At 69.6% G+C, this 23,011-nt stretch carries 19 protein-coding genes; 10 read left to right on the forward strand and 9 right to left on the reverse strand.

Annotated features, from left to right (window positions below; all coding sequences use genetic code 11):
- Positions 1-42 precede the first annotated feature (42 nt).
- Together CKW28_RS16355 and CKW28_RS16360 are read left to right on the forward strand one after the other, a co-directional pair.
- A complete protein-coding gene (locus tag CKW28_RS16355) occupies positions 43-1,683 on the forward strand; it encodes an oligopeptide ABC transporter substrate-binding protein OppA (RefSeq protein WP_003927141.1) in 1,641 nt (546 codons plus the stop codon).
- An 89-nt stretch (positions 1,684-1,772) separates the two neighbouring features.
- On the forward strand, positions 1,773-3,164 hold the full coding sequence (locus CKW28_RS16360) for a wax ester/triacylglycerol synthase domain-containing protein (RefSeq protein WP_003927140.1): 1,392 nt from the start codon (positions 1,773-1,775) through the stop codon (positions 3,162-3,164).
- Between the two features lie 34 nt (positions 3,165-3,198).
- Here CKW28_RS16360 and CKW28_RS16365 read toward each other — a convergent pair whose 3' ends face one another.
- Positions 3,199-5,814: an AAA family ATPase gene (locus tag CKW28_RS16365; RefSeq protein WP_003927139.1), complete on the reverse strand. Its 2,616-nt coding sequence runs from the start codon at positions 5,812-5,814 to the stop codon at positions 3,199-3,201.
- Positions 5,811-6,995: a metallophosphoesterase family protein gene (locus tag CKW28_RS16370; protein ID WP_003927138.1), complete on the reverse strand. Its 1,185-nt coding sequence runs from the start codon at positions 6,993-6,995 to the stop codon at positions 5,811-5,813. Before CKW28_RS16370 ends, CKW28_RS16365 begins: the two co-directional genes overlap by 4 nt.
- Before the next feature lie 130 nt (positions 6,996-7,125).
- Between CKW28_RS16370 and CKW28_RS16375 the strand changes: the two genes are divergently transcribed.
- Positions 7,126-7,638, forward strand: a complete 513-nt coding sequence (locus CKW28_RS16375) for a SixA phosphatase family protein (RefSeq protein ID WP_003927137.1) — start codon at positions 7,126-7,128, stop codon at positions 7,636-7,638.
- A 60-nt stretch (positions 7,639-7,698) separates the two neighbouring features.
- Here the strand turns inward: CKW28_RS16375 and CKW28_RS16380 are convergent, their stop codons facing one another.
- Both CKW28_RS16380 and CKW28_RS16385 read right to left on the reverse strand, forming a co-directional pair.
- A complete protein-coding gene (locus tag CKW28_RS16380) occupies positions 7,699-8,268 on the reverse strand; it encodes a DUF3558 domain-containing protein (RefSeq protein WP_003927136.1) in 570 nt (189 codons plus the stop codon).
- Entirely contained in the window at positions 8,265-8,861 is a 597-nt protein-coding gene (locus CKW28_RS16385) for a DUF3558 domain-containing protein (RefSeq protein ID WP_040547405.1), read from the reverse strand. The genes CKW28_RS16380 and CKW28_RS16385 overlap by 4 nt, the downstream gene beginning before the upstream one ends.
- Positions 8,862-8,976: 115 nt before the next feature.
- On the opposite strand from CKW28_RS16385, the gene CKW28_RS16390 reads away from it, so the two are divergent.
- The 4 genes from CKW28_RS16390 to CKW28_RS24190 are packed head-to-tail and all read left to right on the forward strand — an operon-like array spanning position 8,977 to position 15,191.
- Positions 8,977-10,710: an ABC transporter ATP-binding protein gene (locus tag CKW28_RS16390; protein ID WP_003927134.1), complete on the forward strand. Its 1,734-nt coding sequence runs from the start codon at positions 8,977-8,979 to the stop codon at positions 10,708-10,710.
- An 8-nt stretch (positions 10,711-10,718) separates the two neighbouring features.
- On the forward strand, positions 10,719-12,602 hold the full coding sequence (locus CKW28_RS16395) for an ABC transporter ATP-binding protein (RefSeq protein ID WP_040547909.1): 1,884 nt from the start codon (positions 10,719-10,721) through the stop codon (positions 12,600-12,602).
- Positions 12,603-12,649: 47 nt separating this feature from the next.
- Complete coding sequence (locus CKW28_RS16400; RefSeq protein ID WP_003927132.1) at positions 12,650-14,812, forward strand: molybdopterin-containing oxidoreductase family protein; 2,163 nt, start codon at positions 12,650-12,652, stop codon at positions 14,810-14,812.
- Positions 14,813-14,855: 43 nt separating this feature from the next.
- A complete protein-coding gene (locus CKW28_RS24190) occupies positions 14,856-15,191 on the forward strand; it encodes a hypothetical protein (protein WP_003927131.1) in 336 nt (111 codons plus the stop codon).
- Between the two features lie 10 nt (positions 15,192-15,201).
- Here the strand turns inward: CKW28_RS24190 and abmR are convergent, their stop codons facing one another.
- From abmR to CKW28_RS16420, 3 genes are all read right to left on the reverse strand, one after another.
- Positions 15,202-15,750, reverse strand: a complete 549-nt coding sequence (gene abmR / locus CKW28_RS16410; protein WP_003927130.1) for an ATP-binding transcription factor AbmR — start codon at positions 15,748-15,750, stop codon at positions 15,202-15,204.
- An 83-nt stretch (positions 15,751-15,833) separates the two neighbouring features.
- A complete protein-coding gene (locus CKW28_RS16415; RefSeq protein WP_003927129.1) occupies positions 15,834-16,037 on the reverse strand; it encodes a hypothetical protein in 204 nt (67 codons plus the stop codon).
- 108 nt (positions 16,038-16,145) lie between these two features.
- Complete coding sequence (locus CKW28_RS16420; RefSeq protein WP_040547904.1) at positions 16,146-16,727, reverse strand: TetR/AcrR family transcriptional regulator; 582 nt, start codon at positions 16,725-16,727, stop codon at positions 16,146-16,148.
- A 99-nt stretch (positions 16,728-16,826) separates the two neighbouring features.
- Between CKW28_RS16420 and CKW28_RS16425 the strand changes: the two genes are divergently transcribed.
- Genes CKW28_RS16425 through CKW28_RS16435 form a run of 3 tightly spaced genes read left to right on the forward strand, consistent with a single transcriptional unit; the run spans position 16,827 to position 20,140 of the window.
- The gene (locus CKW28_RS16425) at positions 16,827-17,636 is read left to right on the forward strand and encodes an acyl-CoA thioesterase (protein WP_003927127.1); all 810 of its coding nucleotides are present in this window, start codon (positions 16,827-16,829) and stop codon (positions 17,634-17,636) included.
- A gap of 51 nt (positions 17,637-17,687) precedes the next feature.
- Entirely contained in the window at positions 17,688-17,888 is a 201-nt protein-coding gene (locus CKW28_RS16430; RefSeq protein ID WP_040547401.1) for a heavy-metal-associated domain-containing protein, read from the forward strand.
- Positions 17,885-20,140, forward strand: a complete 2,256-nt coding sequence (locus tag CKW28_RS16435) for a heavy metal translocating P-type ATPase (RefSeq protein ID WP_003927125.1) — start codon at positions 17,885-17,887, stop codon at positions 20,138-20,140. Before CKW28_RS16430 ends, CKW28_RS16435 begins: the two co-directional genes overlap by 4 nt.
- Before the next feature lie 269 nt (positions 20,141-20,409).
- On the opposite strand, the gene CKW28_RS16440 is transcribed toward CKW28_RS16435, so the two are convergent.
- Both CKW28_RS16440 and CKW28_RS16445 read right to left on the reverse strand, forming a co-directional pair.
- Positions 20,410-21,747, reverse strand: coding sequence for an IS110 family RNA-guided transposase (locus tag CKW28_RS16440; RefSeq protein WP_157997571.1), 1,338 nt, complete (start codon positions 21,745-21,747; stop codon positions 20,410-20,412).
- Between the two features lie 113 nt (positions 21,748-21,860).
- Positions 21,861-22,976, reverse strand: a complete 1,116-nt coding sequence (locus CKW28_RS16445) for an adenylate/guanylate cyclase domain-containing protein (RefSeq protein WP_003923726.1) — start codon at positions 22,974-22,976, stop codon at positions 21,861-21,863.
- Positions 22,977-23,011 lie beyond the last annotated feature (35 nt).

A 23,011-nucleotide genomic window follows, 5' to 3' on the forward strand; every position in this document is an offset into this window, starting at 1 on the left:
CACGCCGGACGGCGCGCCATCCTGCGACTGCTCGCGGTGGGAATGGTGGTGGTGCTGGCGCTGGCCGGCTGCGCCCGCGAGGACACGGACACCCCTGCCGCCGGGGGCCCCGCGGAACTCGGCACCACCAACGACATCAACCCGCAGGATCCGGCCGATCTGGAACAGGGCGGCAATCTGCGGCTGGCGCTCACCGCGTTGCCGCCGAACTTCAACCCGCTGCACATCGACGGCAACGTCGCCGACGCCGCGGGCATGCTCAAGGCCACCCTGCCGCGGGCGTTCCGCATCGCCCCGGACGGCACCGCCACGGTCAACACCGACTACTTCACCAGCATCGAGCTGACCAGCGAAGATCCGCAGGTCGTCACCTATACCATCAATCCGGACGCGGTCTGGACCGACGGCACCCCGATCACCTGGGAGGACATCGCCGCGCAGATCCACGCCACCAGCGGCAAGGACCCCGCGTTCGCGATCGCCAGCTCCAACGGCGCCGACCGGGTGGAGTCGGTGACCCGCGGTGTGGACGACCGGCAGGCGGTGATCACGTTCGCCAAACCGTACGCGGAATGGCGCGGAATGTTCTCCGGCAACGGCATGCTGCTGCCCAAGAGCATGACCGCGACCCCGGAGGCGTTCAACACCGCGCAACGCGACGGCCCCGGACCGTCGGCCGGGCCGTTCATGATCACCAGCATCGACCGCGGAGCGCAGCGCATCGTGCTCACCCGCAACCCGGACTGGTGGGGCGATCCCCCGCTGCTGGATTCGATCACCTACACGGTTCTCGACGATGCGGCGCGCATCCCGGCGCTGCAGAACAACGCGCTGGACGCCACCGGGCTGGCCACCATCGACGAGTTGACGATCGCCCAGCGCACCCCGGGTATCTCGATCCGCCGGGCGCCCGGAAACAGTTGGTACCACTTCACCTTCAACGGGGCGCCGGGGTCGATCCTGGAGGACAAGGCGCTGCGCCAGGCCATCGCCAAGGGAATCGACCGGCAGACCATCGCCAACGTCACCCAGCGCGGGCTGGTCGACAACCCGGTCCCGCTCAACAACCACATCTTCGTCCGCGGGCAGGAGGGCTACCAGGACAACAGCGACGTGGTGGCCTACAACCCCGAACAGGCCAAGGCCGAACTCGACGCCCTCGGCTGGCGGCTCAACGGCCAGTTCCGCGAGAAAGACGGCCGCCGGCTGGTGATCCGCGATGTGCTCTTCGATTCGTTGAGCACCCGGCAGTTCGCCCAGATCGCGCAGAGCAACCTCGCAGAGATCGGGGTCAAACTCGAGATCGACGCCAAGGGGGCGACCGGCTTCTTCAGCGACCACATCATCCCGGGCAATTTCGACATCGCCCAGTTCACCTGGGTCGGCGACGCGTTCCCGCTGTCGGGTCTGACCCAGATCTACGCCTCCTACGGCGAGAGCAACTTCGGCAAGATCGGCAGCCCGGAGATCGACGCGAAGATCGAGGAGACGCTGTCCGAGCTTGATCCGGAGCGGGCGCGGGAGCTGGCCAACGAGATCGACCAGATGCTGTTCGAGGAGGTGTTCAGTCTGCCGTTGACCCAGTCGCCCGGCAACGTCGCGGTGCGCAGCAACCTGGCGAACTTCGGGGCGTTCGGCCTCGGCGATGCCGACTACACCAAGATCGGCTTCATGAAGCCCTGACCGGTGGACGGCAGGCACCGGCCCTATCGACCGGCAGATCTGCGACTCGGTGATACCGGGCCCGTTCAGGTCATAGGCTGAAAAGTCCGATGCCACGGTTCATGCGCGCGAGCGACGCCTTCACCTGGGCAATGGAAAGCGACGCCCGGCTGCGGTCGACCGTGGTCGCGTTGATCGTGTTGGACGGCACTCCCGATTGGGACGACGTCCGGCGCCGGTTCGACCGGATCAGTCGGACGTTGCCGATGTTCCGCCAGCGGGTGGTCGAGACACCGCCGCCGGCCCCACCCCGCTGGGAGTTCGCCGCCGACTTCGATCTCGACTTCCATCTGCGCCCGGTGTCGGCTCCCGCACCGGGCGATCTGGACGCCGTGCTGGAGATGGCGCGGGTGTTGGCGATGGAGGATTTCGACCGGATCCGGCCGATGTGGCGGGTGCTGCTGGTCGACGGGCTGGCCGACGGTGGCGCCGCGGTGCTGTGCGCCTTCCACCACGCGCTGACCGACGGTGTCGGCGCGATCCAGATCGGAAGGATTCTGTACGAGGTGTCCGGCCGGCGACCCGACCGCGGCCCGATGCCCGCCGAGCCGGAGGTGCCCGAACCGGCGCCGTTGAGCGGATACCGGGATGCGGTGCGCTACTGCGTGGACGTCGCCGGCAAGGCGGTCACCGGGGCGCTGCGATCCGCGCCGGCGCTGATCGGGCGGGGTATCCGGCAGCCGCTGCAGACGGTCTCGGCCGCGGCGGCCACCGCGGCCTCGGTGTATCGCACCGTGCGGCCGGTTCCCGCGCCCGGATCGGAGTTGATGACCGAACGCAGCCTGCTGCGCCGGGTGGGGGTGCACGAGGTGCCGCTGGCCCCGCTGCGCGCGGCCGCGGACCGGGTCGGCGGCACCGTCAACGATGCGTTCATCGCCGGGGTGGCGGGTGGGCTGCGGCGATACCACGAGGAACATCAGGTCCCGGTGGGCGAACTGCACATGTGCATGCCGATCAGCTTGCGCGGCCCGGCCGACGAGATGGGTGGCAACCGGATCACGCTGATGCGCTTCGACGTTCCGGTCGGCATCGCCGATCCGGCGGTACGGATCGACCGGATCCGGCGGCGCACCACAACCGTGCGCACCGAACGGTCGCTGCCGTACACCGAACTGATCGCCGCAGGGTTGAACCTCCTGCCGCGCTGGTACATCGGCGCCGCCCTGCGCAACGTCGACTTCGTGGCCAGCAATGTGCCGGGGATACCGGTTCGGGTGTACCTCGGTGGTGCGCCGGTTCGGTTCCAGTGTTCGTTCAGCCCGACGATCGGCGCGGCGGTGAACGTCACCATGCTGACCTATGCCGGTAGCTGCGCGTTGGGCATCAACGCCGACAGCGCCGCGATCCCGGACTTCGACGTGTTCCACGAGTGCCTGATCGCCGGTTTCGAGGAGGTGCTCGCACTGGCCCCCGAGGGGGCCGAGCAGCCCAGACCCGGATAGCCCCGGCCCGGATGGCCGAGAAGCCGGGGGCGGCTCAGGCCGTCAGCTCGATGCGGTGGGCATCGCTGATCCCGGCGTACCGGTCCGGGCTGCAGGTCAACACGATCACCTGCCCGTCCCCGCCGACGGCGTCGAAGACCGCGCCCATCTTCACCAGCCGCTCGGCATCGGTGAAGCCCAGTGCGTCGTCGATCACCACCGGCACGGTGTCGTCCCTCGCCACCAGCGCCGCGCCGGCCAACCGGGCCACGATCCCGAGTTGTTCCTTCGCCCCGCCGGACAGCGATTCGTAGTCCACGGTGCGACCGGCCAGCGTGCGGCTGCGGATACACAGATCGCTGTCGATCTCGACCTCGAAGCTGTCGCCGAACACGATGCGGCCCAACCGTTCCACTTCGGCGCGGAACGGGTCGACGTAACGCCGCCGGCTGGCGTCACGATGCCGCAGCATCGTCTCCCGCAGCAGCTTCACCGCTCGGGCGAGCCGGCCGATCCGCAGGAACTCGGCCTCGGCCTGCTCGCGTTCGGCCTTGGCGGCGTCGAGCTCACCCTTGCGGCCCTCGCTGCCGTAGACCTCCAACTGGGCGTTCAGCTCGCGCAGCGCATCGGCGGTGCGGCGGTGCTCGGCGTGGACGGTCTCGGCGTGTCGGGCGGCGGTGTCCAGGGCGGCCGCCACCTGGTCCGGTTGCGCCGCGGACAACTCCGCGTTCAGCTGCGCGACCCGGACCGCAGCGCGTTCGGCCTCCTCGCCGTGCGCCGCGGCGCGCACCACCAGCGTCTCGTCGTCGACGTCGGCGCGTTGAGCGGCCAACCGGGCCGCGGCGGTGTCGAGTTCGGTCCGGGCGGCGGTGAGCTTCTCCCGCAGCGCGGCGGCGGTCTGCGACTTCTCGGCGAGCCTGCGGGCGGCCAGCACGGCGGCCTTGCGGTGGGTCTCGCAGTCGGTGTGGGCCTGCTGGTAGGCACGTTCCGCGGCGGTCAGTTCGGCCTGGGCGTCGTCGACGCCGAGTTCACCGGTGTCGTCCGACGCGGCGGCATCGAGTTCGGCCAACCGCGCCCGCAGCCGCTCGAGCGTGTCCTCGCCGGTGAGCGCCACCACGGTGGCGGCGAATGTCTCCCGCGCCGTGGACAGTTCGCGGCGACGCTCGACCTGGGACCGGGCCGATGCGACGTCCGCCACCCCGGCGTGCTGCAGGGCGTCGGCCAGCGCGGCCCGCGCCACGTCGAGTGTCTCCTGCATCTGGGCGGCCGGGGCACCGGGGACGATGCGCGCGGTGAGCAGACCGGGGAGTTCTATCTCGGTCGGGGCGGTGGCCCCCGCCGTCCAGCTGCCGCCGGCCGGGATGGTCAGCTGTTCGTCGCCGACCCGTAGTTCGAGGTCGACCGCCGCGGTCAGCTCGATGTGCGCTGACGCCAGCTCGGCCTGCCCTGCGGCCCGCTCCACGGCCAACTCCGCCGCCTCGATCTGGCGCAACGCCGCCTCGGTCACCGTCAGCGTCGCCAATTCGCCGTCCACCCGGGCGAGTTCGGTCGCAGCGGCGTCGATTCTGCGCAGCCGATCGGCGAGCGTGTCCCGCTCGGCCCGGTCGGCGAGCCGCTGCACCGCCTGCCGTGCCGTGTCCACGCGCTCGCGTGCGGCATCGGCGGCCTCGCGCGCCCGTTCGGCGGCGGTGTCGGCCTCCTGCTGCACTTCGCGTGCGGTCGCCTCCGCCTCGAGGGCGGCGTCGACCTCGGGTTGCAGGGCGGCGACCGCGGCGGTGCGCTCCTCGATCTCGGCGCGCAGCCGGCGGCGTTCGTTCAGCGCGGCCACCGAGGCGGTGTGGGTGGCTTCGGCCGCCTCGGCGGCCAGTTGTGCCTCGGCGAGTTGCCGGGTCAACCGCTCGACGGCTTCGGCCGCCTCCCGCGCCGCGGCCAGTTGCGCGTCGGCGGTTCTCCGCCCGTCCTCCAGCTCGGCCAGGGACTCGGTCAACGTGGCGTGCCGGCGCACCGCATCCTCCACCTCGGCGACCCGGGCGGCGCAGCGGGCGACCTGTTCGTCGGCGGCCTGCAGCCGTTTGGTGGCGGCCAGCCACTCGCCGGTGGGCCGTCCGGTGGCGGTGAAGTACTTGCGGTATTCGGCGTCGATCCGGTCGATCAGCAGCGGTTCGGTTCCCGACGTCTGCACCGCCTCACCGGCCACCGCGTCCAGCGCGCGGGACAGCGCATCGCAGCCGGACAGATCGACCGGTGCGGTCGACCCCGCCTGCAGCACCCGCTGGGTCCGCCACAGCTCCATGTCGACGGTTTCGCTCAGCATCGCCAGTGCCCGTTCGTGGGCCTCGTCGCCGCTGAGTTCCTCCCGCCGCGGCGCCAGGATGGTCAGCTGCGTCGCACATTTCTTGTGGAATCGCTTGTGGTAGACGAAACGATATGGGCCGGTGGAGATCTCGGCGGTGATCTCGGCGCCGACATCGGCGTGGGTGGGCTTGACCTGCTTCACCTCTTTCTTGGTGGAGCGGTCCTTGGCGTGGAACAGCAGATCGAGTGCCTCGATCATCGAGGATTTGCCGATCTCGTTGGCGCCGCTGACCACCACCACCCCACGGTCGGGGAACTCGACCTCGCGGCGGGCGATGCCCCGGTAGTTGGTGAGCGCCAGCCGGTGCAGTCTCATGCCGCGCTCCCCTCGCCTCGGCGCGAACCCTGTTGTTCCCCGGCGCCTTCGGCGAGCCGCAACAGCAGGGCCAACGCCCCGCGGGCATCGTCGGCCTCCTCGCCCTCGGACCGGGCGAGCGCGACCAGTTCGTCGACGGCGGCGGCGGCGAACCCGCCGACCCCGAGGTCGTCGAACTCCCCGTCGGCGGGCAGCACCGCGATGTCGGTGTGTCGTTCCCAGGTGGTCAGGGCCGCGAACCGCCGCGCGTACTTGTCCAGGCAGGCGTCGAGCGCGGCCTTGTCGGTCACGCTCAGCGACCCGGTGAGCGCCAACCGCACCACGGTGCGTTCCTTGTCGGCCAGACAGTCCAGATTGATGTCCAGGTCGGCGATGTCACGGTTGGTGTCCACGGTGCGGCGCAGCGTGACGAACTTCCACCGGCCGACCCGGTGCGGTTCCACCTGCACCGGACGCTGCGGATCGTCCTCGTCGATGTCGACCAGCAGCACATGCCCCGGATCGCTCTCGATGTCGTCGTAGTTGGTGACCTCCGGCGACCCCGAGTACCAGACCCGGCCGGAGGAGCCCACCTCGGTACGGGAATGCTTGTCGCCCAATGCCACGTAGTGCACCGCACCTCGGCCGAGCGCGTCGTGCAGCACGTCCAGGCGGATCAGTGACGGTTTGTCGCGATCCGGGTCGAGGATGTCCACGCCACCGTGGGCGACGACGACCCGGGTGACCCCGTCGGCGGGCACGTCGGCCAGCACCTCGGCGACCAGATCGGTGGTCGGCGCCTTGGACCGCCACGGCGCGGCGACCAACTGCAGACCGGGACGCACCTCGTGGCAGCCGGCGCGGTCGAGCACCACCACGTTGTCCGGGCATTCCCTGATGAACAACGCGCTGGTGTACACCGAGGCGGCGTCCAGCGGATCGTGGTTGCCCGGCAGCAGATACACCGGAACCCCGATGCCGCGCATCGCCTCCAGCGACAGGCTGATCTCGCGCGGCGGCAGCTGATTGTCGTCGAAGACGTCACCGGCCACCACGATGAACTCCGCCCCGGTGCGTTCGGCGAGCGCGCCCAGTTCGGCCACCGCCTCCCGGCGGGCCGCCGAATACCGGGGCTGCGCCTCGCCGTTGAGCCAGTGCCGGGTCATGCCGAGTTGCCAGTCCGCGGTGTGCAGAAACCGCATCGTCGCCGCCCTCCTGTCCGGTGATCGTGCCCGTTGCCGAGGCAAGCCGAGTGTAGGACCGCCCTCTGACAAGACCGGGGATTCGACCGGGCTGTGTCCGGCCGGTCCCGCCTGCTCTAGCGTGGATCGGATGAGCGACCCCTTCCGAACCCTGGTGTTGCTGCGGCACGGCAAGTCGGCCTACCCACCGGATTGCGCGGACCGCGACCGGCCGCTGGCCGAGCGTGGGATCCGGGAGGCCGGTCTGGCCGGCGACTGGCTGCGTGCGCACGTTCCACCCGTCGATGCCGTGCTGTGTTCGCCGGCCACCCGCACCCGGCAGACCTTCGACCGCACCCGGCTGACCGCCCCGGTGCACTACGCCGAACGGTTGTACGACGCCACCCCGGGCACCGTCATCGACGTCATCAACGGCGTGGCAGCGCATTTCGACACCGATATCCGCACCCTGCTGGTCATCGGTCACGAGCCGGCGCTCTCCCGGGTCGCGCTGGGTCTGTCCGACGGCGGCAATGCCACCGCCGCGCAGCGGATCTCGGAGAAGTTCCCCACCTCGGCGATCGCGGTGCTGCGGACCGCGGCGGACTGGGACGAGCTGGCGCTGCAGGGTGCGGCGCTGGTCGCCTTCCACGTTCCCCGCTGAGTGCCCCGCTGAAAGTTGCCCCGGTGAGAGGGCCCCGCCGCGATCCGGGACCGTCCGGCGTCAGGCCCGGGTGGCCAGCGTCAACTCCATGAGCTTGATCGCCATCCCGCACGCGTCCATGCCGGGCGCCTGCGGGTTCACCCACCAGCCGACCACGCCGGCGGCGTCGCTGGCCACCCCGCACGATCCGTTCGGATCGTTGGGCCGCATGACGAACGATTCGATGCCGGCGATGTTGCGGTTCTCGATCTGGTAACCGAGCCGTTCGGCGACCTGCCGCTCATTGGCCAGGTCGCCCTGCTCGAACCAGAACCGGGTGATGTCCACCAGACCGTTCGGATTGGCGGCCTGCCAGCGGCACACCGCTCCGATGAAGGTGGCCTGGATGTCGAGCGGGTCGGCGCCCACCGTCTCGGCGAGGATGTCCTCGGTGAGCACCTCGCACTCCTTGAGCAGGTTCGGGTACCGCCGTTCGGAGTCGTCGTTGCGTTCGACGCTGCCGCTGCCCGCCCGGGCCGCGGTGCCCTCGACGGTGCGGGTGCAGCCGGCCACCACCGTCACCGCGGCCAGCAGGGTCAGCAGCGCGACGAGAATCCGACGCGGCGGCAGCGGAGCAGGATGTCGGCTCATTGGGCGTTCACAATCGATTGCCGGGCCAGTTCCTTGGCGACCTCACACGGATCGGTGGGCGGCCGGTTCACATAGCTCACCGACCATTCGATGAAGTCGTCATCGAACTGGATGCCCACCTCGCACAGGTTCACCGTGCCCAGCAGCGGGCTCTCGTTGATTCCGATGAAGCCTTCGTGGCCCTCGATGGTGATGTCCTCGACGCTGGTCCGGGACAGCTCCATGGTCTTGCGCTCACGGCCGATCGGGCTGCCTCGGAAGTGGGTGAACGAGAAGTGCGGCCCCATGATGCCGCCGTTCACCAGCCACTGGCATCCGACCGAGGTGGTGGCGGTGTTGACCAGCCCGCTGATCTGGGTCACCTCCATGATCGTCTCGTCGCTGATCCCCCCGCATTGTGGGAAGAACGGGCCGTGGGTCACCTCCCCGCCCCCGTCGCCGGGTTGCTGGGCCTCCGGTGACGACGACGGTTCGGAGCTGTCGCATGCGGCGAGCACCGACACGGCGGCCGCGGCGAGCACGGCCAGGGTCCTGACGGAGGAGGACCTGACATGCCGGCGGACGGCAGAGCTGCTGCGCTTCACGTCATGCACTGTAGCGGCAGCCGGACCGGCCAACTACCGACACACCGGCTGACCAGCCCGTTCACCGGCCATGCCGGGCCGGTCGGTGGCCTCGACACGGCGATGGGTGTGCGACAGTAGCGGGATGCTGTGGGCGCTGTTACGCCGCTTTCTGCGGCCGTACCGGTGGCTGCTGGTCGTGGTCGCGGTGCTGCAGGTCGTCAGCACCCTGGCCGCGCTGTATCTGCCCACCGTCAACGCCGCGATCATCGACGACGGGGTGGCCCGGGGCGACACCGTGAGAATCCTGGAACTCGGGGCGGTGATGCTGGCGGTCACCGGGCTGCAGGTGCTCTGCGCGGTCGGGGCGGTCTACTTCGGCTCGCGCGCCGGCATGGGGTTCGGCCGGGATCTGCGCGGGGCGATCTTCCACCACGTCGTGGGGTTCTCCGCCGAACAGACCGCGCGCTTCGGCGCGCCGTCGCTGCTGACCCGCACCACCAACGACGTGCAGCAGATCCAACTGCTGGTGCAGATGACCTGCACGGTTCTGGTGACCGCGCCGATCATGTGTGTCGGCGGGATCGCGATGGCGATCCACCTCGACGCCGGGCTGTCCTGGCTGCTGCTGATCAGCGTGCCGGTGCTGGCGCTGGCCAACTACTGGATCGTGTCGCACCTGATGCCGATCTTCCGCCGCATGCAGCAGTTGATCGACAACATCAACCGGGTGCTGCGCGAACAGCTGTCCGGAGTCCGGGTGATCCGGGCGTTCACCCGCGAACCCGTCGAGAGGGTCCGGTTCGAAGCGGCCAACCGGGCACTGGCCGACGCCTCGCTCGCGGCGGGCCGCTGGCAGGCGCTGATGCTGCCGGCGACCACCCTGGTCATCAACGTGTCCAGTGTGGCGTTGGTGTGGTTCGGCGGCCTGCGCATCGACGCCGGCCAGATGCAGGTCGGGGTGCTGATCGCGTTCCTGTCGTACTTCATGCAGATCCTGATGGCCGTGGTGATGGCCACCTTCATGCTGATGATCTTCCCGCGCGCCTCGGTGTGCGCCGAACGGATCACCGAGGTGCTCGACACCCCGCCGGCGATCGTGGTCCCGCCGCAGCCCGCCCGACCGGACGCCATCGCCGGAACGGTGCAGTTCGACGCGGCGACGTTCAGTTATCCGGGAGCGGATCGCCCGGTGCTGCAGGACATCTCACTGACCGCGACACCGGGAACGACCACCGCGATCGTCGGGTCCACCGGGTCGGGGAAGTCGACACTGCTGTCGCTGATCTGCCGGCTCTACGATGTGACCGCCGGCGCGGTGCGGGTCGACGGGATCGACGTCCGCGACTACGACATCGAACGGCTGTGGCAGGCGATCGGGCTGGTGCCGCAGCGGGGCTACCTGTTCTCCGGCACGGTGGCCGACAACCTGCGCTTCGGCAAGGCCGACGCGACCGAGGACGAGATGTGGCAGGCGTTGGAGGTGGCGGCCGCCGACGGTTTCATCCGCGCCCATCCGGACAGGCTGGCGATGCCGGTCGCCCAGGGCGGTGTCAACTTCTCGGGCGGGCAGCGGCAGCGGTTGGCGATCGCGCGGGCCGTCATCCGCCGGCCGGCGATCTACCTGTTCGACGACTCGTTCTCGGCGCTGGACGTCCACACCGACGCCCGGGTGCGCGCCGCACTGCGCACCGTGGCCGCCGACTCGACGGTGATCATGGTGTCGCAACGGATCTCGACGGCGGCCCAGGCCGATCAGGTGGTCGTCATCGAGGACGGGACGGTGGTCGGGATCGGAACCCACGAGTCGCTGTCGAGGAGCTGCCCGACCTATGCCGAGTTCGCCGAATCACAGACGTTGACCGGGGCGCAACCGTGACCGGGCCGATGAACCGCCCGCTGCGCGGGGTGGTACAGGCCCCGACCGAACGGTCAAGCGACTTCACCGGAACCGCGCTGCGGCTGGTCAGACGTCTTGCTCCGCAACGAGGCCCGGCGCTGCTGGTCGTGCTGCTGGGCATCGGAGGCATCGCGATCGGGGTGATCGGCCCCCGGATCCTCGGCCACGCCACCGATCTGCTGTTCAACGGGGTGATCGGGCGGCAGCTGCCCGCCGGGATCACCAAGGAGCAGGCGGTCGAGGCGGCGCGCGCCCGTGGCGACTCCACCTTCGCCGACATGGTGTCCGCGATGGACGTGGTGCCCGGTCAGGGCGTGGACTTCGGCGCGGTCGCCCGCACCCTGCTGGTGGCGCTGGGTTTGTATCTGCTCGCCGCGGTGCTGGTCTGGCTGCAGTTCCGGGTCCTCAACGTCACGGTGCAGCGCACCATCATGACGCTGCGTGCCGAGGTCGAGGACAAGGTGCACCGTCTCCCGCTGTCCTACTTCGACTCCCGGCGGCGTGGTGAGGTGCTCAGCCGGGTCACCAACGACGTGGACAACATCGCCACGTCGTTGTCGATGACGATCAGCCAACTGCTCACGTCGTTGCTGACGTTGGTCGCGGTGCTGGTGATGATGGTGACCATCTCACCGTTGCTGGCGCTGATCACCGTGCTCACCGTCCCCCTGTCGTTGTGGGCGACCCGGACGATCGCCCGCCGCTCACAACGGATGTTCGTCGCGCAGTGGCGCAACACCGGCCGGCTCAACGCCCACATCGAGGAGACCTACAGCGGTTTCACCGTCGTCAAGACCTACGGCCACCGCGCCCACGCCGAGGATCAGTTCCGGGCCCTCAACGCCGAGGTGTACCGGTCCGGTTTCGGCGCCCAGTTCTTCTCCGGTCTGGTCGGTCCCGTCACCGGATTCATCGGCAACCTGAGCTTCGTCGCGGTCGCGGTGGTGGGCGGGCTGCAGGTGGCCACCGGCCAGGTCACCCTGGGCAGCATCCAGGCGTTCATCCAGTACGTGCGCCAGTTCAATCAGCCGCTGACCCAGGTCGCCGGCATGTACAACACGCTGCAGTCCGGGGTGGCCAGCGCCGAGCGGGTGTTCGAACTGCTCGACGCCGACGAGGAGTCGGCGGAGCCCGACGTCGAGCTGCCCGCCGGACCGGGCCGGGTGGAGTTCGACCGGGTGAGCTTCGGCTACCGGCCCGACCGGCCGGTGATCCACGATCTGTCGCTGGTCGCCGAACCGGGCAGCACGGTGGCGATCGTGGGGCCCACCGGCGCGGGCAAGACCACGCTGGTGAATCTGCTGATGCGGTTCTACGAGGTCGATTCCGGTCGCATCCTGATCGACGGGACCGACATCTCGACGGTGAGCCGCCGGTCGCTGCGGTCCCGGATCGGGATGGTGCTGCAGGACACCTGGTTGTTCGGCGGGACGATCTACGACAACATCGCCTATGGCCGGCCGGACGCCACCGAGGAGGAGGTGCTGGCCGCTGCCCGCGCCGCCTACGTCGACCGGTTCGTGCACACCCTGCCCGACGGCTACGCGACCCGGATCAGCGACGACGGTGGGGCCATCAGCGCCGGCGAGAAGCAGCTCATCACCATCGCGCGGGCGTTCCTGGCCCGCCCGCAACTGTTGATCCTCGATGAGGCGACCAGCTCGGTGGACACCCGCACCGAAGTGCTGATCCAGCATGCGATGACCGAGTTACGGCGGGACCGAACGAGTTTCATCATCGCGCACCGGTTGTCGACCGTCCGCGACGCCGATCTGATCCTGGTTCTCGAGGAGGGCCGCATCGTCGAACGGGGCAGCCACGACGAGTTGATGGCCCGCCGCGGCGAATACTGGGCCATGACCCAGGCCTGAACCGGATTTCGGCCCGGCGGCACGGGTGACCGCCTATCGTCGGCGCCATGACCACCGTGCACACCTTCTGCCGGTACTGTCTGGCCGCGTGCGGCGTCGAGGTCACCGTCGAGGACAACCGGGTCGTCAATATCTCCGCGGACAGGGCCAATCCGCACACCTGGCACGATTTCTGCGCGAAGGGCCGCACCGCCCACCAGGTCGTCGAGCATCCGCGGCGCATCCTGGCCCCCATGCGCCGGGTGGGCGACCGCTATGTCGAGGCCGACTGGGACGAGGCGATCACCGACATCGCGACCCGGTTGAACGCGCTCATCGACGCCGACGGCCCGGACGCGATCGGTTTGTACTACGGCAACCCTACCGGCTATTCGACGTCCAACCTCATCTTCATGAACGCGTGGCTGGACGCCGTCGGCACCAACAACCGCTACGCCGTCGGGTCGGTCGACCAGAACGCCCTGCACGTGGTCGCCGAGGCCATGTACGGCTCGCCGATCATGGTTCCCGTCTCCGATGTCGACAACTGTGACTACTTCCTGATCGTCGGCGCCAATCCGGCGGTGAGCGCGTGGAACTGGGTTGAGTCGGTCCCCGACGGCTGGCGGCGCGCGCTACGCCGCCAGCGGGCCGGGGCCACGATCGTCGTCGTCGATCCGATACGCACCGAGACCGCCGACCGGGCCGACATCCACCTGGCGGTGCGGCCTGGTCAGGATTGGGCGCTGCTGCTGGCCATGGTGAAGATCATCCTGGACGAGGGGCTCGAACACCGCGGCGACTGCACCGAGCTGGCCACCGGGGTGCCGCGGCTGCGCGAGCTGGTGGCCGCCGCCGACCTTGACGACCTCGCCGCGCGGTGCGATGTCCCCAGAACCCAGATCGAGCGGGTGGCACGTGGTTTCGCCACCGCCCGCACCGCGATGGCGGTGACCCGCACGGGGGTGTCACTGCATGCGACGGGCACCGTCGGTGAGTGGCTCGGCCACGTCCTCAACGTGATCACCGGGCGCATGGACCGTCCCGGTGGCCGGCGTTTCGAACGCGGTTATGTCGACGCTCAACGGCTCACCGCCCTGGTCAAGCCCCCGGCCCACCGCAGCCGGGTGCACGGCCGCCCGATGGTCGCCGGTGCGCACGCCCTGGCCGAGTTGCCGGACGAGATCACCACACCCGGCCCGGGCCGGATCCGCGCGCTGGTGATCAACAGTGGCAATCCGGTGGTTTCCGGCCCGGACGGCGCCCGGCTCGACGCCGCACTGGCACAACTCGACCTGCTGGTCGCCATCGATCTCGTCCAGCGGGAGAGCCACCGCCACGCGCACTGGCTGCTGCCGGCGGTGCACTGGCTGGAACGCGACGATCTGCTCGCGCTGACCAGCGGCATGCACGACGAGCCTTACGCCCAGTACGGCGTCCGCGCCGTCGACCCGCCACCGAGAGCCCGTGAGGAGTGGCGGATTTTCGTCGATCTGGCGCTCGCCATGGGCCGGCCGCTGTTCGGTGTTCGCGGCATCAACGAGTTCGTCACCGCGACACGGTGGCTGGCACTGCGCACCGGTCGGCCGGGGGTGGCGTTCGGCCCGCACTGGCTGGACCGGCTGATGGTGGCGACGTCGCGGAAGATCAACGGCCACAGGCTGACATGGCGTGATCTACGAGAGCATCCACATGGGCTGGTGCTGGGTCCACGCGAGTTCGGTCATTTCCGCTCGGCGTTGCGAACCCCCGACAAGAAGGTGCACACCGCGCCGCCGGAGTTCATCGCCCGGGTCCGTGAACTCCTTGCCGAACCGCACCCGCAGGCTCCTCCCGGCTACCCGTTCGTCCTCGGCAACCGCCGGCGGCGGCACTCGATGAACTCGTGGCTCAACGAACTACCCGACCTGCATCCCGGCGGCAGGCAGAACACCGCGATCCTGCACCCCGACGACGCGGCAACGCTCGGCATCGCCGACGGGGACCGGGTGCGGCTGTCCTCCCCGGTGGGTGTGGTCGAAGCTGAGGCTAACCTCAGCGACCGACCACGGCGCGGACTGGTGATCCTCGATCACGGCTGGGGGTCAAGAGTTTTCGATCCATCCGGGCACCATCCGCCGCAGTCCTACGGCGTCAATCGCAACCTTCTGGTCGATGCGTCGATCGACCCGCTGTCGCAGACGTCGACGCTGGGCACCGCGAACGTGGCTATCGAGCGATCAGGGGCGTAGAGTCGATTCCAGCCGTCCCAGCGACGTGACGGTAGGAGTTCAGATGATCAGGAATCGAAACCGCGCACTCGGTTTGCTGGCGTTCACCGCGGCAGCTGGGGCAGGACTCGCGGCGCCCACGCTCATCGGGGCGGAAGCAGTTCCGGAGGAACGCCGAATCGAGGAACGCCGAATTCTGGCGCAGCCCTGTATCAATGGCATCGTTCCGGGTAATCCCTATGTCAAGAACTGCAGCGCGCCCAAGACCGGTCCGCGAATCCGGGGTCAGGCGCCCGATGCGGCGGCGATCATCGCCTGCCGCGGCATTCCGGGCTGTCTGGCGTACTACGTGAACTATCCGGGCCGAACCGTCTGGGGCCCGGCCACCCCGCGGCCGTGATGGGTCAGACCTAGAGTTGCGGACCCTCGGCGCGTAATTCATCCACCGCAGCCATCGCCTCGCGCAGCCTGCTCAGCCACTCGTCGGTGTGTTCGCCGACGAGTCGGACACACCAGGCCAGAGCGTCGGCGCGGGAGCGGGCGACCCCGGCGTCCACCAGGGTGTCGAGCACCTGCCGTTCGGGCTGCCGGAGCCGGGTCATCACCGGTACCGCCAAGTGGGTGAACAGGATTCGCTTGGGATGGGGATCGGCGGCGTATTCGACGCCCCAGGCCACCTTGCGACCGTACCGGTCTTCGGCTTCATCGGCGATCCGCATCCGGTCTGCGCGGGTCTCCTCCCGGAACCTGGCCACCCGGCCGGTCGCACGCGCGTCACCGTCCGCGCCGGAACCGTCGACGTCCGGAAGCCGCCCGATGACGGTGATCTCCTCCCGGTCGACGATCACAGTCGGATCGCCGGTGAACCATCCGTCGGGGATACGGCCGGCGAACCAGTCCGCGGCGTCGTCGGCATCGGGACGTGAGCTCTGTTGCCAGCCCACGGACCGGCGGTGCATTCGTCGCATGATTACATGATTACAACGTAAGAACCCTTACCCAGGTGCGTTCGCTATCGGTGAACGCTGCCGCAGGGGTCCGGCTAGCGGCGCCGTAGCAGCGCGGCCCCGCCGGCCACCAGCAGCACGATCAGCACCAGAGCCGCCCAACCCGCTCCGGCCAGCCACCACACCAGCACCAACGCCGCGATGACCGGCGAGGTCGCGAACAACACCATGCCCGGATGCTGTTTCAACACCGCCAGCGCGCCGCGTGCCCGGTTCCGGTCGATCTGATTTCCCGCCATGGCCCCAGCATGCCAGCGCGCCGCCGGCTCGTTACCGTGATCGTGCAACCCCCGGAAGGGATCCAGCCCTCGGAGGGGATGAACGTCACCACTCGGTGCGGGCGGGCGTCAGTCCGCCGACCCGGAGCACAGCAGGGTGAGCTCGTCGACCACCGCATCCAGCGCCGCCGGATCACGCCGCGCCTGCGCCAGCACCAGCGCACCCTCCATCGCGGTGAGGATCAGCACCGCCACCGAGTTCGCGCGCCGCCGGGCCATCCCGTCGGACACCAGCTTGTCCGAGATCAATCCGGTCAGGTCCGCGAAGGCGACGCCGGCGACATCGCGGGCGGCACGTTCGGTGCCCAGCGCCGCCGCGACGATCGGGCAACCGACGGCGTAATCACCGGCCTCCAGCCCGTCGCGCCACACCCCCACCAACTCCCGCAGCGCGGTGGGCAGGTCGGCGGCCTCGTCGAGCACGCGGGCCACTCGTTCGGTCAGCTGGGCGGCCGCCGTGCGGGTGGCCTCCTCGATGAGCTGCGCCTTACCGGCCGGGAAGTGGTGGTAGATCGATCCGCGTGGGGCTCCGCTGTCGGCCAGGACGTCGGCGAACGACGTCGCCGCGACCCCCTGGCGACGCATCAGGGCCACGGCGCTGCGCAGCATCGCCGCGCGCGGACCGCTCTGCGGATCTCGGCGCCGGGTCACCTCCACCCCCATCCGTCGTGTCCACCGATCTGCCTATGTATGATGCCATACATAATTTCAGTTCGCGGCCGTTGCCGGCCGATCGCTTCGAGGAGTGCCATGACGGATCTCTCGGCTCCGCCGCACCCGTTCGACAGCGCCGTCGGGCTGAGCCCGGCACTGCGCGGCCGCACCCGCCCGGAGTACGCGAACATGGTGGGCCCGTTCGGCGGTATCACCGCCGCGACGCTGGTCCGCGCTCTCGAACAACATCCCGACCGGCTCGGCGATCCGCTGGCGATCACCGTGAACTACCTGGCCCCGCTGGTGGACGGCGAATTCGACGTCACCGCCCGCGCGGTGCGTACCAATCGCACCAATCAGCATTGGCTGCTGGAACTGTCCCAGGACGGCACGGTGACCACCACCGCGTCCGCGGTGACCGGCCTGCGCCGCGACACCTGGGCCGACACCGAGATCTCCCCGCCCACCGCGCCTGACCCCGAAGACGTCGCGGTGCAGGAATTCCCCGAGTTCATCGCGTGGGCGCGCAACTACGAGATGCGGTTCGTGCGCGGCGCGATCCCGACCGAAGAGGCCGTCGAACAACCGGATTCCACCTCGACGCTGTGGGTACGGGACGCTCCGCCGCGTCCGCTGGACCATCCGGCGCTGACCGCGCTGTGTGATGTGTTCACACCACGGGTGTTCCTGCGTCGCGGCCGGGCCATGCCGGCGAGCACCGTCTCGATGACCGTGTACTTCCACGCCGACGCCGCGGAGCTGGCCGAGGTGGGCGAGGACTTCGTCCTGGGCACCGCACGCGGCCACCGCTACACCGGCGGACACTTCGATCAGAGCGGTCAGCTGTGGAGCAGAGGCGGCACCCTGCTCGCCACCACGCATCAGCTGGTGTACTTCAAGGACTGACCGCACACACCGGGCCAGCACCCATACCCCGTATGGGTATAGACTCGGGGTATGAGCGTCGAAATCCACGTCCGGGGCATGAGCTGCGGCCACTGCGTCTCCGCGATCACCTCCGCCGTCCGACCGTTGCCCGGTGTGGAGGGCGTCGAGGTCGACCTCGACGCCGGTGTCGTACGCGTCACCGGCACCCCGGACGAAGGAGCCGTCACCGCCGCGATCGAGGACTGCGGCTACGACGTGCCGGGGGCATGAACACCGGCGGAATGAACACCGTCACCCTCACGGTCGGCGGCATGACGTGCGCCTCGTGTGCGGCGCGGGTGGAGAAGCGACTCAACCGCATCGACGGGGTCGTCGCCACCGTCAACTTCGCCACCGAGCAGGCGACGGTGCGGTATCCCGACCACGTCGACCCGGCGGATCTGATCGCGGCGATCGAGGCCACCGGGTACACCGCGAGCCTGCCCGCCCCTCAGCGCGACACCGGCGGCGCCCCGGCAGGAGCCGCAACCGGAGCCGCCGGGGACGACCACGATGCCGAGGCCGAACGCTGGCGGCGACGGCTGACCATCTCCGCGGCGCTGAGCATCCCGGTCGTGGTGCTGTCGATGATCCCGGCGCTGCAGTTCACCCACTGGCAGTGGCTGGCGCTCACGCTGACCTCACCGGTGGTGGTGTGGGGGGCGTGGCCGTTCCACCGCGCCGCGGTGGCCAACCTGCGGCACGGCACGGCCACCATGGACACGTTGATCTCCCTCGGCGTCACCGCCGCGTATCTGTGGTCGCTGTGGGCGTTGTTCTTCACCGCCGCCGGCATGCCCGGGATGACGATGACGTTCACCCTGCTCCCCGCGGACACCGGCGAACCGCACATCTACCTCGAGGTGGCCGCCGCGGTGACCACCTTCATCATCGCCGGACGCTACTTCGAGGCGCGCGCCAAACGGCAGTCCGGGGCCGCGCTGCGGGCCCTGCTCGACATGGGCGCCAATGACGTCGCCGTGCTGCGGGACGGCGCCGAAAAACGCGTCCCGATCGGGGAACTGCACGTCGGCGACGTCTTCGTGGTGCGTCCCGGCGAGAAGATCGCCACCGACGGGGAGGTGGTCGCCGGGAACTCCGCCGTCGACGCGTCGATGCTCACCGGGGAGTCGGTGCCGGTGGAAGTGGGGCCGGGCGATCAGGTGGTCGGGGCGACGGTGAACGTCGGCGGGCACCTGCAGGTACGTGCCACCCGGGTCGGCGCCGACACCCAACTGGCGCAGATGGCGCGGCTGGTCACCGAGGCGCAGAGCGGCAAGGCCGAGGTCCAGCGGCTGGCCGACCGGGTGTCGGCGGTGTTTGTGCCGATCGTCATCGCGCTGTCGGCACTGACCCTGGCCGGATGGCTGCTGCTGACCGACGCACCAGTCAGTGCGGCCTTCACCGCCGCCGTCGCGGTGCTGATCATCGCGTGCCCGTGCGCGCTGGGTCTGGCCACCCCGACCGCCCTGCTGGTCGGCACCGGCCGCGGCGCCCAACTCGGCATCCTCATCAAGGGACCGCAGGTGCTGGAGTCCACCCGCCGCATCGACACCGTGGTGCTGGACAAGACCGGCACCGTGACGACCGGCCAGATGTCGGTCACCTCGGTACACGTCGCCGACGGACTCTCCGAGACCGAACTGCTGCGCTTGGCCGGCGCGGTCGAACACGCCTCGGAACATCCGATCGCCCGGGCGGTGGCCACCCACGCGGCCCAGACGGTGCCGCCGCTGCCGGAGGTGTCGGACTTCGAGAACCACGGCGGCAACGGAGTTTCCGGCCGGGTGGACGGGCACGACGTGCGGGTCGGCCGGTTGGCCTGGCTCGGCCTGTCCGCCGGGGACCGACTGCGCAACGCCGCCGCCCAGGCCGAGGCCGCCGGACACACCCCGGTGTGGGTCGCCGTCGACGGCCGCATCGCCGGTGTGATCGTGGTGTCCGACACCGTCAAGGACCATGCGGCCGAGGCGATCGCCGAACTGCGGGCACTGGGCGCCACACCGGTGCTGCTCACCGGGGACAACGACCGCGCCGCCCGCACGGTGGCGGCCCAGGTCGGCATCGACGACGTGATCGCCGGCGTGCTGCCCGCCGAGAAGGTCGACCACATCAAACAACTGCAGGACCGCGGCCGGGTGGTCGCGATGATCGGTGACGGGGTCAACGACGCCGCCGCGCTGGCCCAGGCCGATCTGGGGCTGGCGATCGGCACCGGCACCGACGTGGCGATCGAGGCCTCCGACCTGACCCTGGTGACCGGTGACCTGCGGGCCGCGCCGGACGCGATCCGGTTGGGGCGCGCCACCTTACGCACCATCAAGGGGAATCTGTTCTGGGCGTTCGCCTACAACGTCGCGGCGCTGCCGCTGGCCGCGGCCGGTCTGCTCAACCCGTTGATCGCGGGCGCGGCGATGGCGTTCAGCTCGGTGTTCGTGGTGAGCAACAGCCTGCGGCTGCGCCGCTTCACCCCCTCCCGCTGATTGTCGCGATACGAGCGACCCCTTTTGCACGGGGCTGCGCGGCGTGTCGGCGGGCAGACACCTTCGTAAGTGGTTTTTGTCAAGGGGTTGGGGGGCTCTGCCCGGTCCTCGTCTCTACGTAGTCATCAAACGGGTTTGGTACCCAACTGCGTGCAACCGAGTTCGGTGAGGACGGGCGGGGCCTGCTCATGGTGTCTGGCGAGGTCACCAAGTGGTGCCTCAGGGGCGCTTGGAGCTTGGCCCCAACCGTGGTTATTCGAGTGGCTTGGTTAAGCGGCCACGGGCATCACCTGCGCGGCGGCGATGGCGCCATCCCAGCGCACCCGCTGGGTGACCACGACATGCAGCCAACGCAGCAACGCCGCAGCGATCGCTGCTCGGGCCTGGCCGTCGGTGAGCTTGTTGTCGTCGCGGGTCGTCAGATACCGGTAGCGAGCGAGCATCACCGGATTATGTTGAAGGGCACCCCATGTCGCGCGCCAGGCGGCCAGCCGCAGCCGGGGTCGGCCACGCCGGGAGATCCGCGCTCGGCCGTTGAAGGTGCCGCTGGCGTTGTCGCGTGGGCACAGCCCGGCATGTTTGACCAGCGCGCGAGGGCTGTCAAAACGGGTGGGATCGCCGGTTTCGGCCAACATCGCCGCCGCTCCCACCGCCGAGACTCCGGGGATGCTGGTGACCAACTCGGTCAGCTCGAGTTCGTCGAGCACCTCAACCATGCGGGCTTCCACCTCGGCCAGCCGGATGCTGGCCGCGCGCCAATCAGAAAGCACCCAGCGGGCCCGCTCCAGTACACCGCGGCGTTGGACCATCACCCCGGCCGGGTCGACCAGCGCGACGAAGACCGCCTCGATGATGGCCCGACGCCGCCGCTGACCACCCCAACGGCCCAGCTCGCGAACCACCGCGGCCTCAAACCGTGCCAGCCCACGTCCCTTGAGCCGTTCCGGGCGGCCGTCACAGCGGTCGAGCACCACCGCCACAGCCGCACACCAGTTGCTCGAACCGAAGGGATCCGCCGCCGCCTCCAGCACCCCCGGCCAGACGCACTCCAGCAGGTCGCGCAGCTGCTGCACACACGCAGTGGCCTCGGTGACCAGCCGCTCACGGCGCGCTCCCAGCTGGCGCAGCCGCGCCCACGTCTCCTCAGCACGCTCGGGGCGGTAACAATGCAGCTGGGCCACCAGCCGCGCGATCAACATCGCATCCTTGTCATCGCTTTTGTCACGGGTGTAGTCCTCAGCTTCACGTGCCCGACCCACCAACATCGGGTTCACACACATCAACGTCATATCGCGTTGAGTGGCAAGCTGATTGAGCACCATCCAGCGATGCCCGGTCGGCTCACACCCCACCGTCACACCACAGAACCCATGCTTGTGCGCCACGCGCTGCGCCCACTCCAGCACAGGACCCAATTCCCACGCCCGAGCCTTCACCGTCTTGCGGGCCAGCACCTGCGAATCGTGATCACACACCACCACCGCCTGCTTCTTATCCGCCAGATCAATACCGACGATCACATGATCGGCCGGCACCAGCCGCCGCAGCTCGGCCAACTTGGCATTACGGCGCTTGTCACCACGCGACAGACCACTACCCTTGGACACGACGCCCTCCTCCATGTCATTGGGACTCGAACCCGTCAACGACATCAGGAGGGCGTCGCCACTTTCATCACCAACACGCCGCATAGCTCTCTTACTACGGTCGCTCGCCGGGGTCACTCCGCGCGGCGGGCGCGGTAGAGCTTGACCTCGCCCTTGATGCCCTTGAGCCGGCGGGATCCGGCGAACGACCAGCGGAACCGCTCGTCGTCGCCGATCGCCTCCCGGGTGGCCTCGGCCACCAACACCGATCCGGGACGCGCCACCCCGGTCACCCGGCTGGCCAGATTGACCGGGCTGCCGTACCAGTCGCCGGCCCGGCTGACCGCCATCCCGGTGGCCATCCCGGCCCGCACCCGCGGGAAGTCCTGATCGGCGCCGGTGCCGTCGATCAACTCCAGCATCGCCGCCAACAGCTCCGCCGGATCGACGCTGACCAGCATCACCGCGTCCCCGATGGTCTTGATGAACCGAACCGGGGGTTCGGCCACCTCACGCGCCAGATCGGCCAACCGCGCGGCGAGCTGCTCGAGCTCCTCCGGCGGCACCGCCTCCCCCAACCGGGTGAACCCGACCAGGTCGGCGAACGCGATGCTGACCAGCCGGGCACCCGGCAGCGGGACCCCCTGGGCGCGTTCGGTGACGCTGACCGCTTCGGTCTCCATCGCGTGCCGCAGCTGCAGCAACAGCAGGTCCTGGATCATCGGGCCCAGCAGCGGTGCGAGCCGACGCACCAGCGCCTCGGCGTCCTGGGCGATCTGCAGTTCGGTCTTACCCGGCTGCAGCACCGCGGCCACCACCGTGGAGCGCATCAGCTCCGCCGCCTTGGCCAGGCCCTCGGACAGGACGGCGGCGATCTGCACCATCTGATCCGGATCGACCCCGGCCTCGATGAATCGCTGGGCGCGGGCGGCGGCCTCGGCGTCGGCACGCAGATGCACCACCGCATCCGGATCGTCGACGCGCGGCAGACCCAGCGCCCGCAGCATCCGCTGCAGCAGGCCCAGGTCCATCCCCGTGCTGCGGCTGATCTCGGCGGCCGAGACGTACCGGCTGTCGTCACCGATCAACCGGCGCGACGCCAGCAACATCGGCGACACCGATTCGCGGATCTCCTCGATGGAGTAGCCGCGCTCGATCAGCCAGGCGATCAGCTCGGCGCGCTGCTCCCGCGCCTCACCGGTCAGGTCGTCGAGCAGACCGGACGCTTCGATATCGACATCGTCAGCCATCGGCTCAACGTATACCGTTGGTGAGCCACAGCGAT

The organism is Mycolicibacterium thermoresistibile (genome assembly GCF_900187065.1).
Taxonomy (GTDB): domain Bacteria; phylum Actinomycetota; class Actinomycetes; order Mycobacteriales; family Mycobacteriaceae; genus Mycobacterium; species Mycobacterium thermoresistibile.

Coding starts and splice junctions, on each gene's coding strand:
- CKW28_RS16360 (WP_003927140.1), top strand. CDS start 1,773: ATGCCACGGTTCATGCGCGCGAGCGACGCCTTCACCTGGGCAATGGAA.
- CKW28_RS16445 (WP_003923726.1), bottom strand. CDS start 22,976: ATGGCTGACGATGTCGATATCGAAGCGTCCGGTCTGCTCGACGACCTG.
- CKW28_RS16425 (WP_003927127.1), top strand. CDS start 16,827: ATGACGGATCTCTCGGCTCCGCCGCACCCGTTCGACAGCGCCGTCGGG.
- CKW28_RS16355 (WP_003927141.1), top strand. CDS start 43: ATGGTGGTGGTGCTGGCGCTGGCCGGCTGCGCCCGCGAGGACACGGAC.
- CKW28_RS16370 (WP_003927138.1), bottom strand. CDS start 6,995: ATGCGGTTTCTGCACACCGCGGACTGGCAACTCGGCATGACCCGGCAC.
- CKW28_RS16400 (WP_003927132.1), top strand. CDS start 12,650: ATGACCACCGTGCACACCTTCTGCCGGTACTGTCTGGCCGCGTGCGGC.
- CKW28_RS24190 (WP_003927131.1), top strand. CDS start 14,856: ATGATCAGGAATCGAAACCGCGCACTCGGTTTGCTGGCGTTCACCGCG.
- CKW28_RS16375 (WP_003927137.1), top strand. CDS start 7,126: ATGAGCGACCCCTTCCGAACCCTGGTGTTGCTGCGGCACGGCAAGTCG.
- abmR (WP_003927130.1), bottom strand. CDS start 15,750: ATGCACCGCCGGTCCGTGGGCTGGCAACAGAGCTCACGTCCCGATGCC.
- CKW28_RS16365 (WP_003927139.1), bottom strand. CDS start 5,814: ATGAGACTGCACCGGCTGGCGCTCACCAACTACCGGGGCATCGCCCGC.
- CKW28_RS16415 (WP_003927129.1), bottom strand. CDS start 16,037: ATGGCGGGAAATCAGATCGACCGGAACCGGGCACGCGGCGCGCTGGCG.
- CKW28_RS16430 (WP_040547401.1), top strand. CDS start 17,688: ATGAGCGTCGAAATCCACGTCCGGGGCATGAGCTGCGGCCACTGCGTC.
- CKW28_RS16395 (WP_040547909.1), top strand. CDS start 10,719: ATGAACCGCCCGCTGCGCGGGGTGGTACAGGCCCCGACCGAACGGTCA.
- CKW28_RS16380 (WP_003927136.1), bottom strand. CDS start 8,268: ATGAGCCGACATCCTGCTCCGCTGCCGCCGCGTCGGATTCTCGTCGCG.
- CKW28_RS16390 (WP_003927134.1), top strand. CDS start 8,977: ATGCTGTGGGCGCTGTTACGCCGCTTTCTGCGGCCGTACCGGTGGCTG.
- CKW28_RS16435 (WP_003927125.1), top strand. CDS start 17,885: ATGAACACCGGCGGAATGAACACCGTCACCCTCACGGTCGGCGGCATG.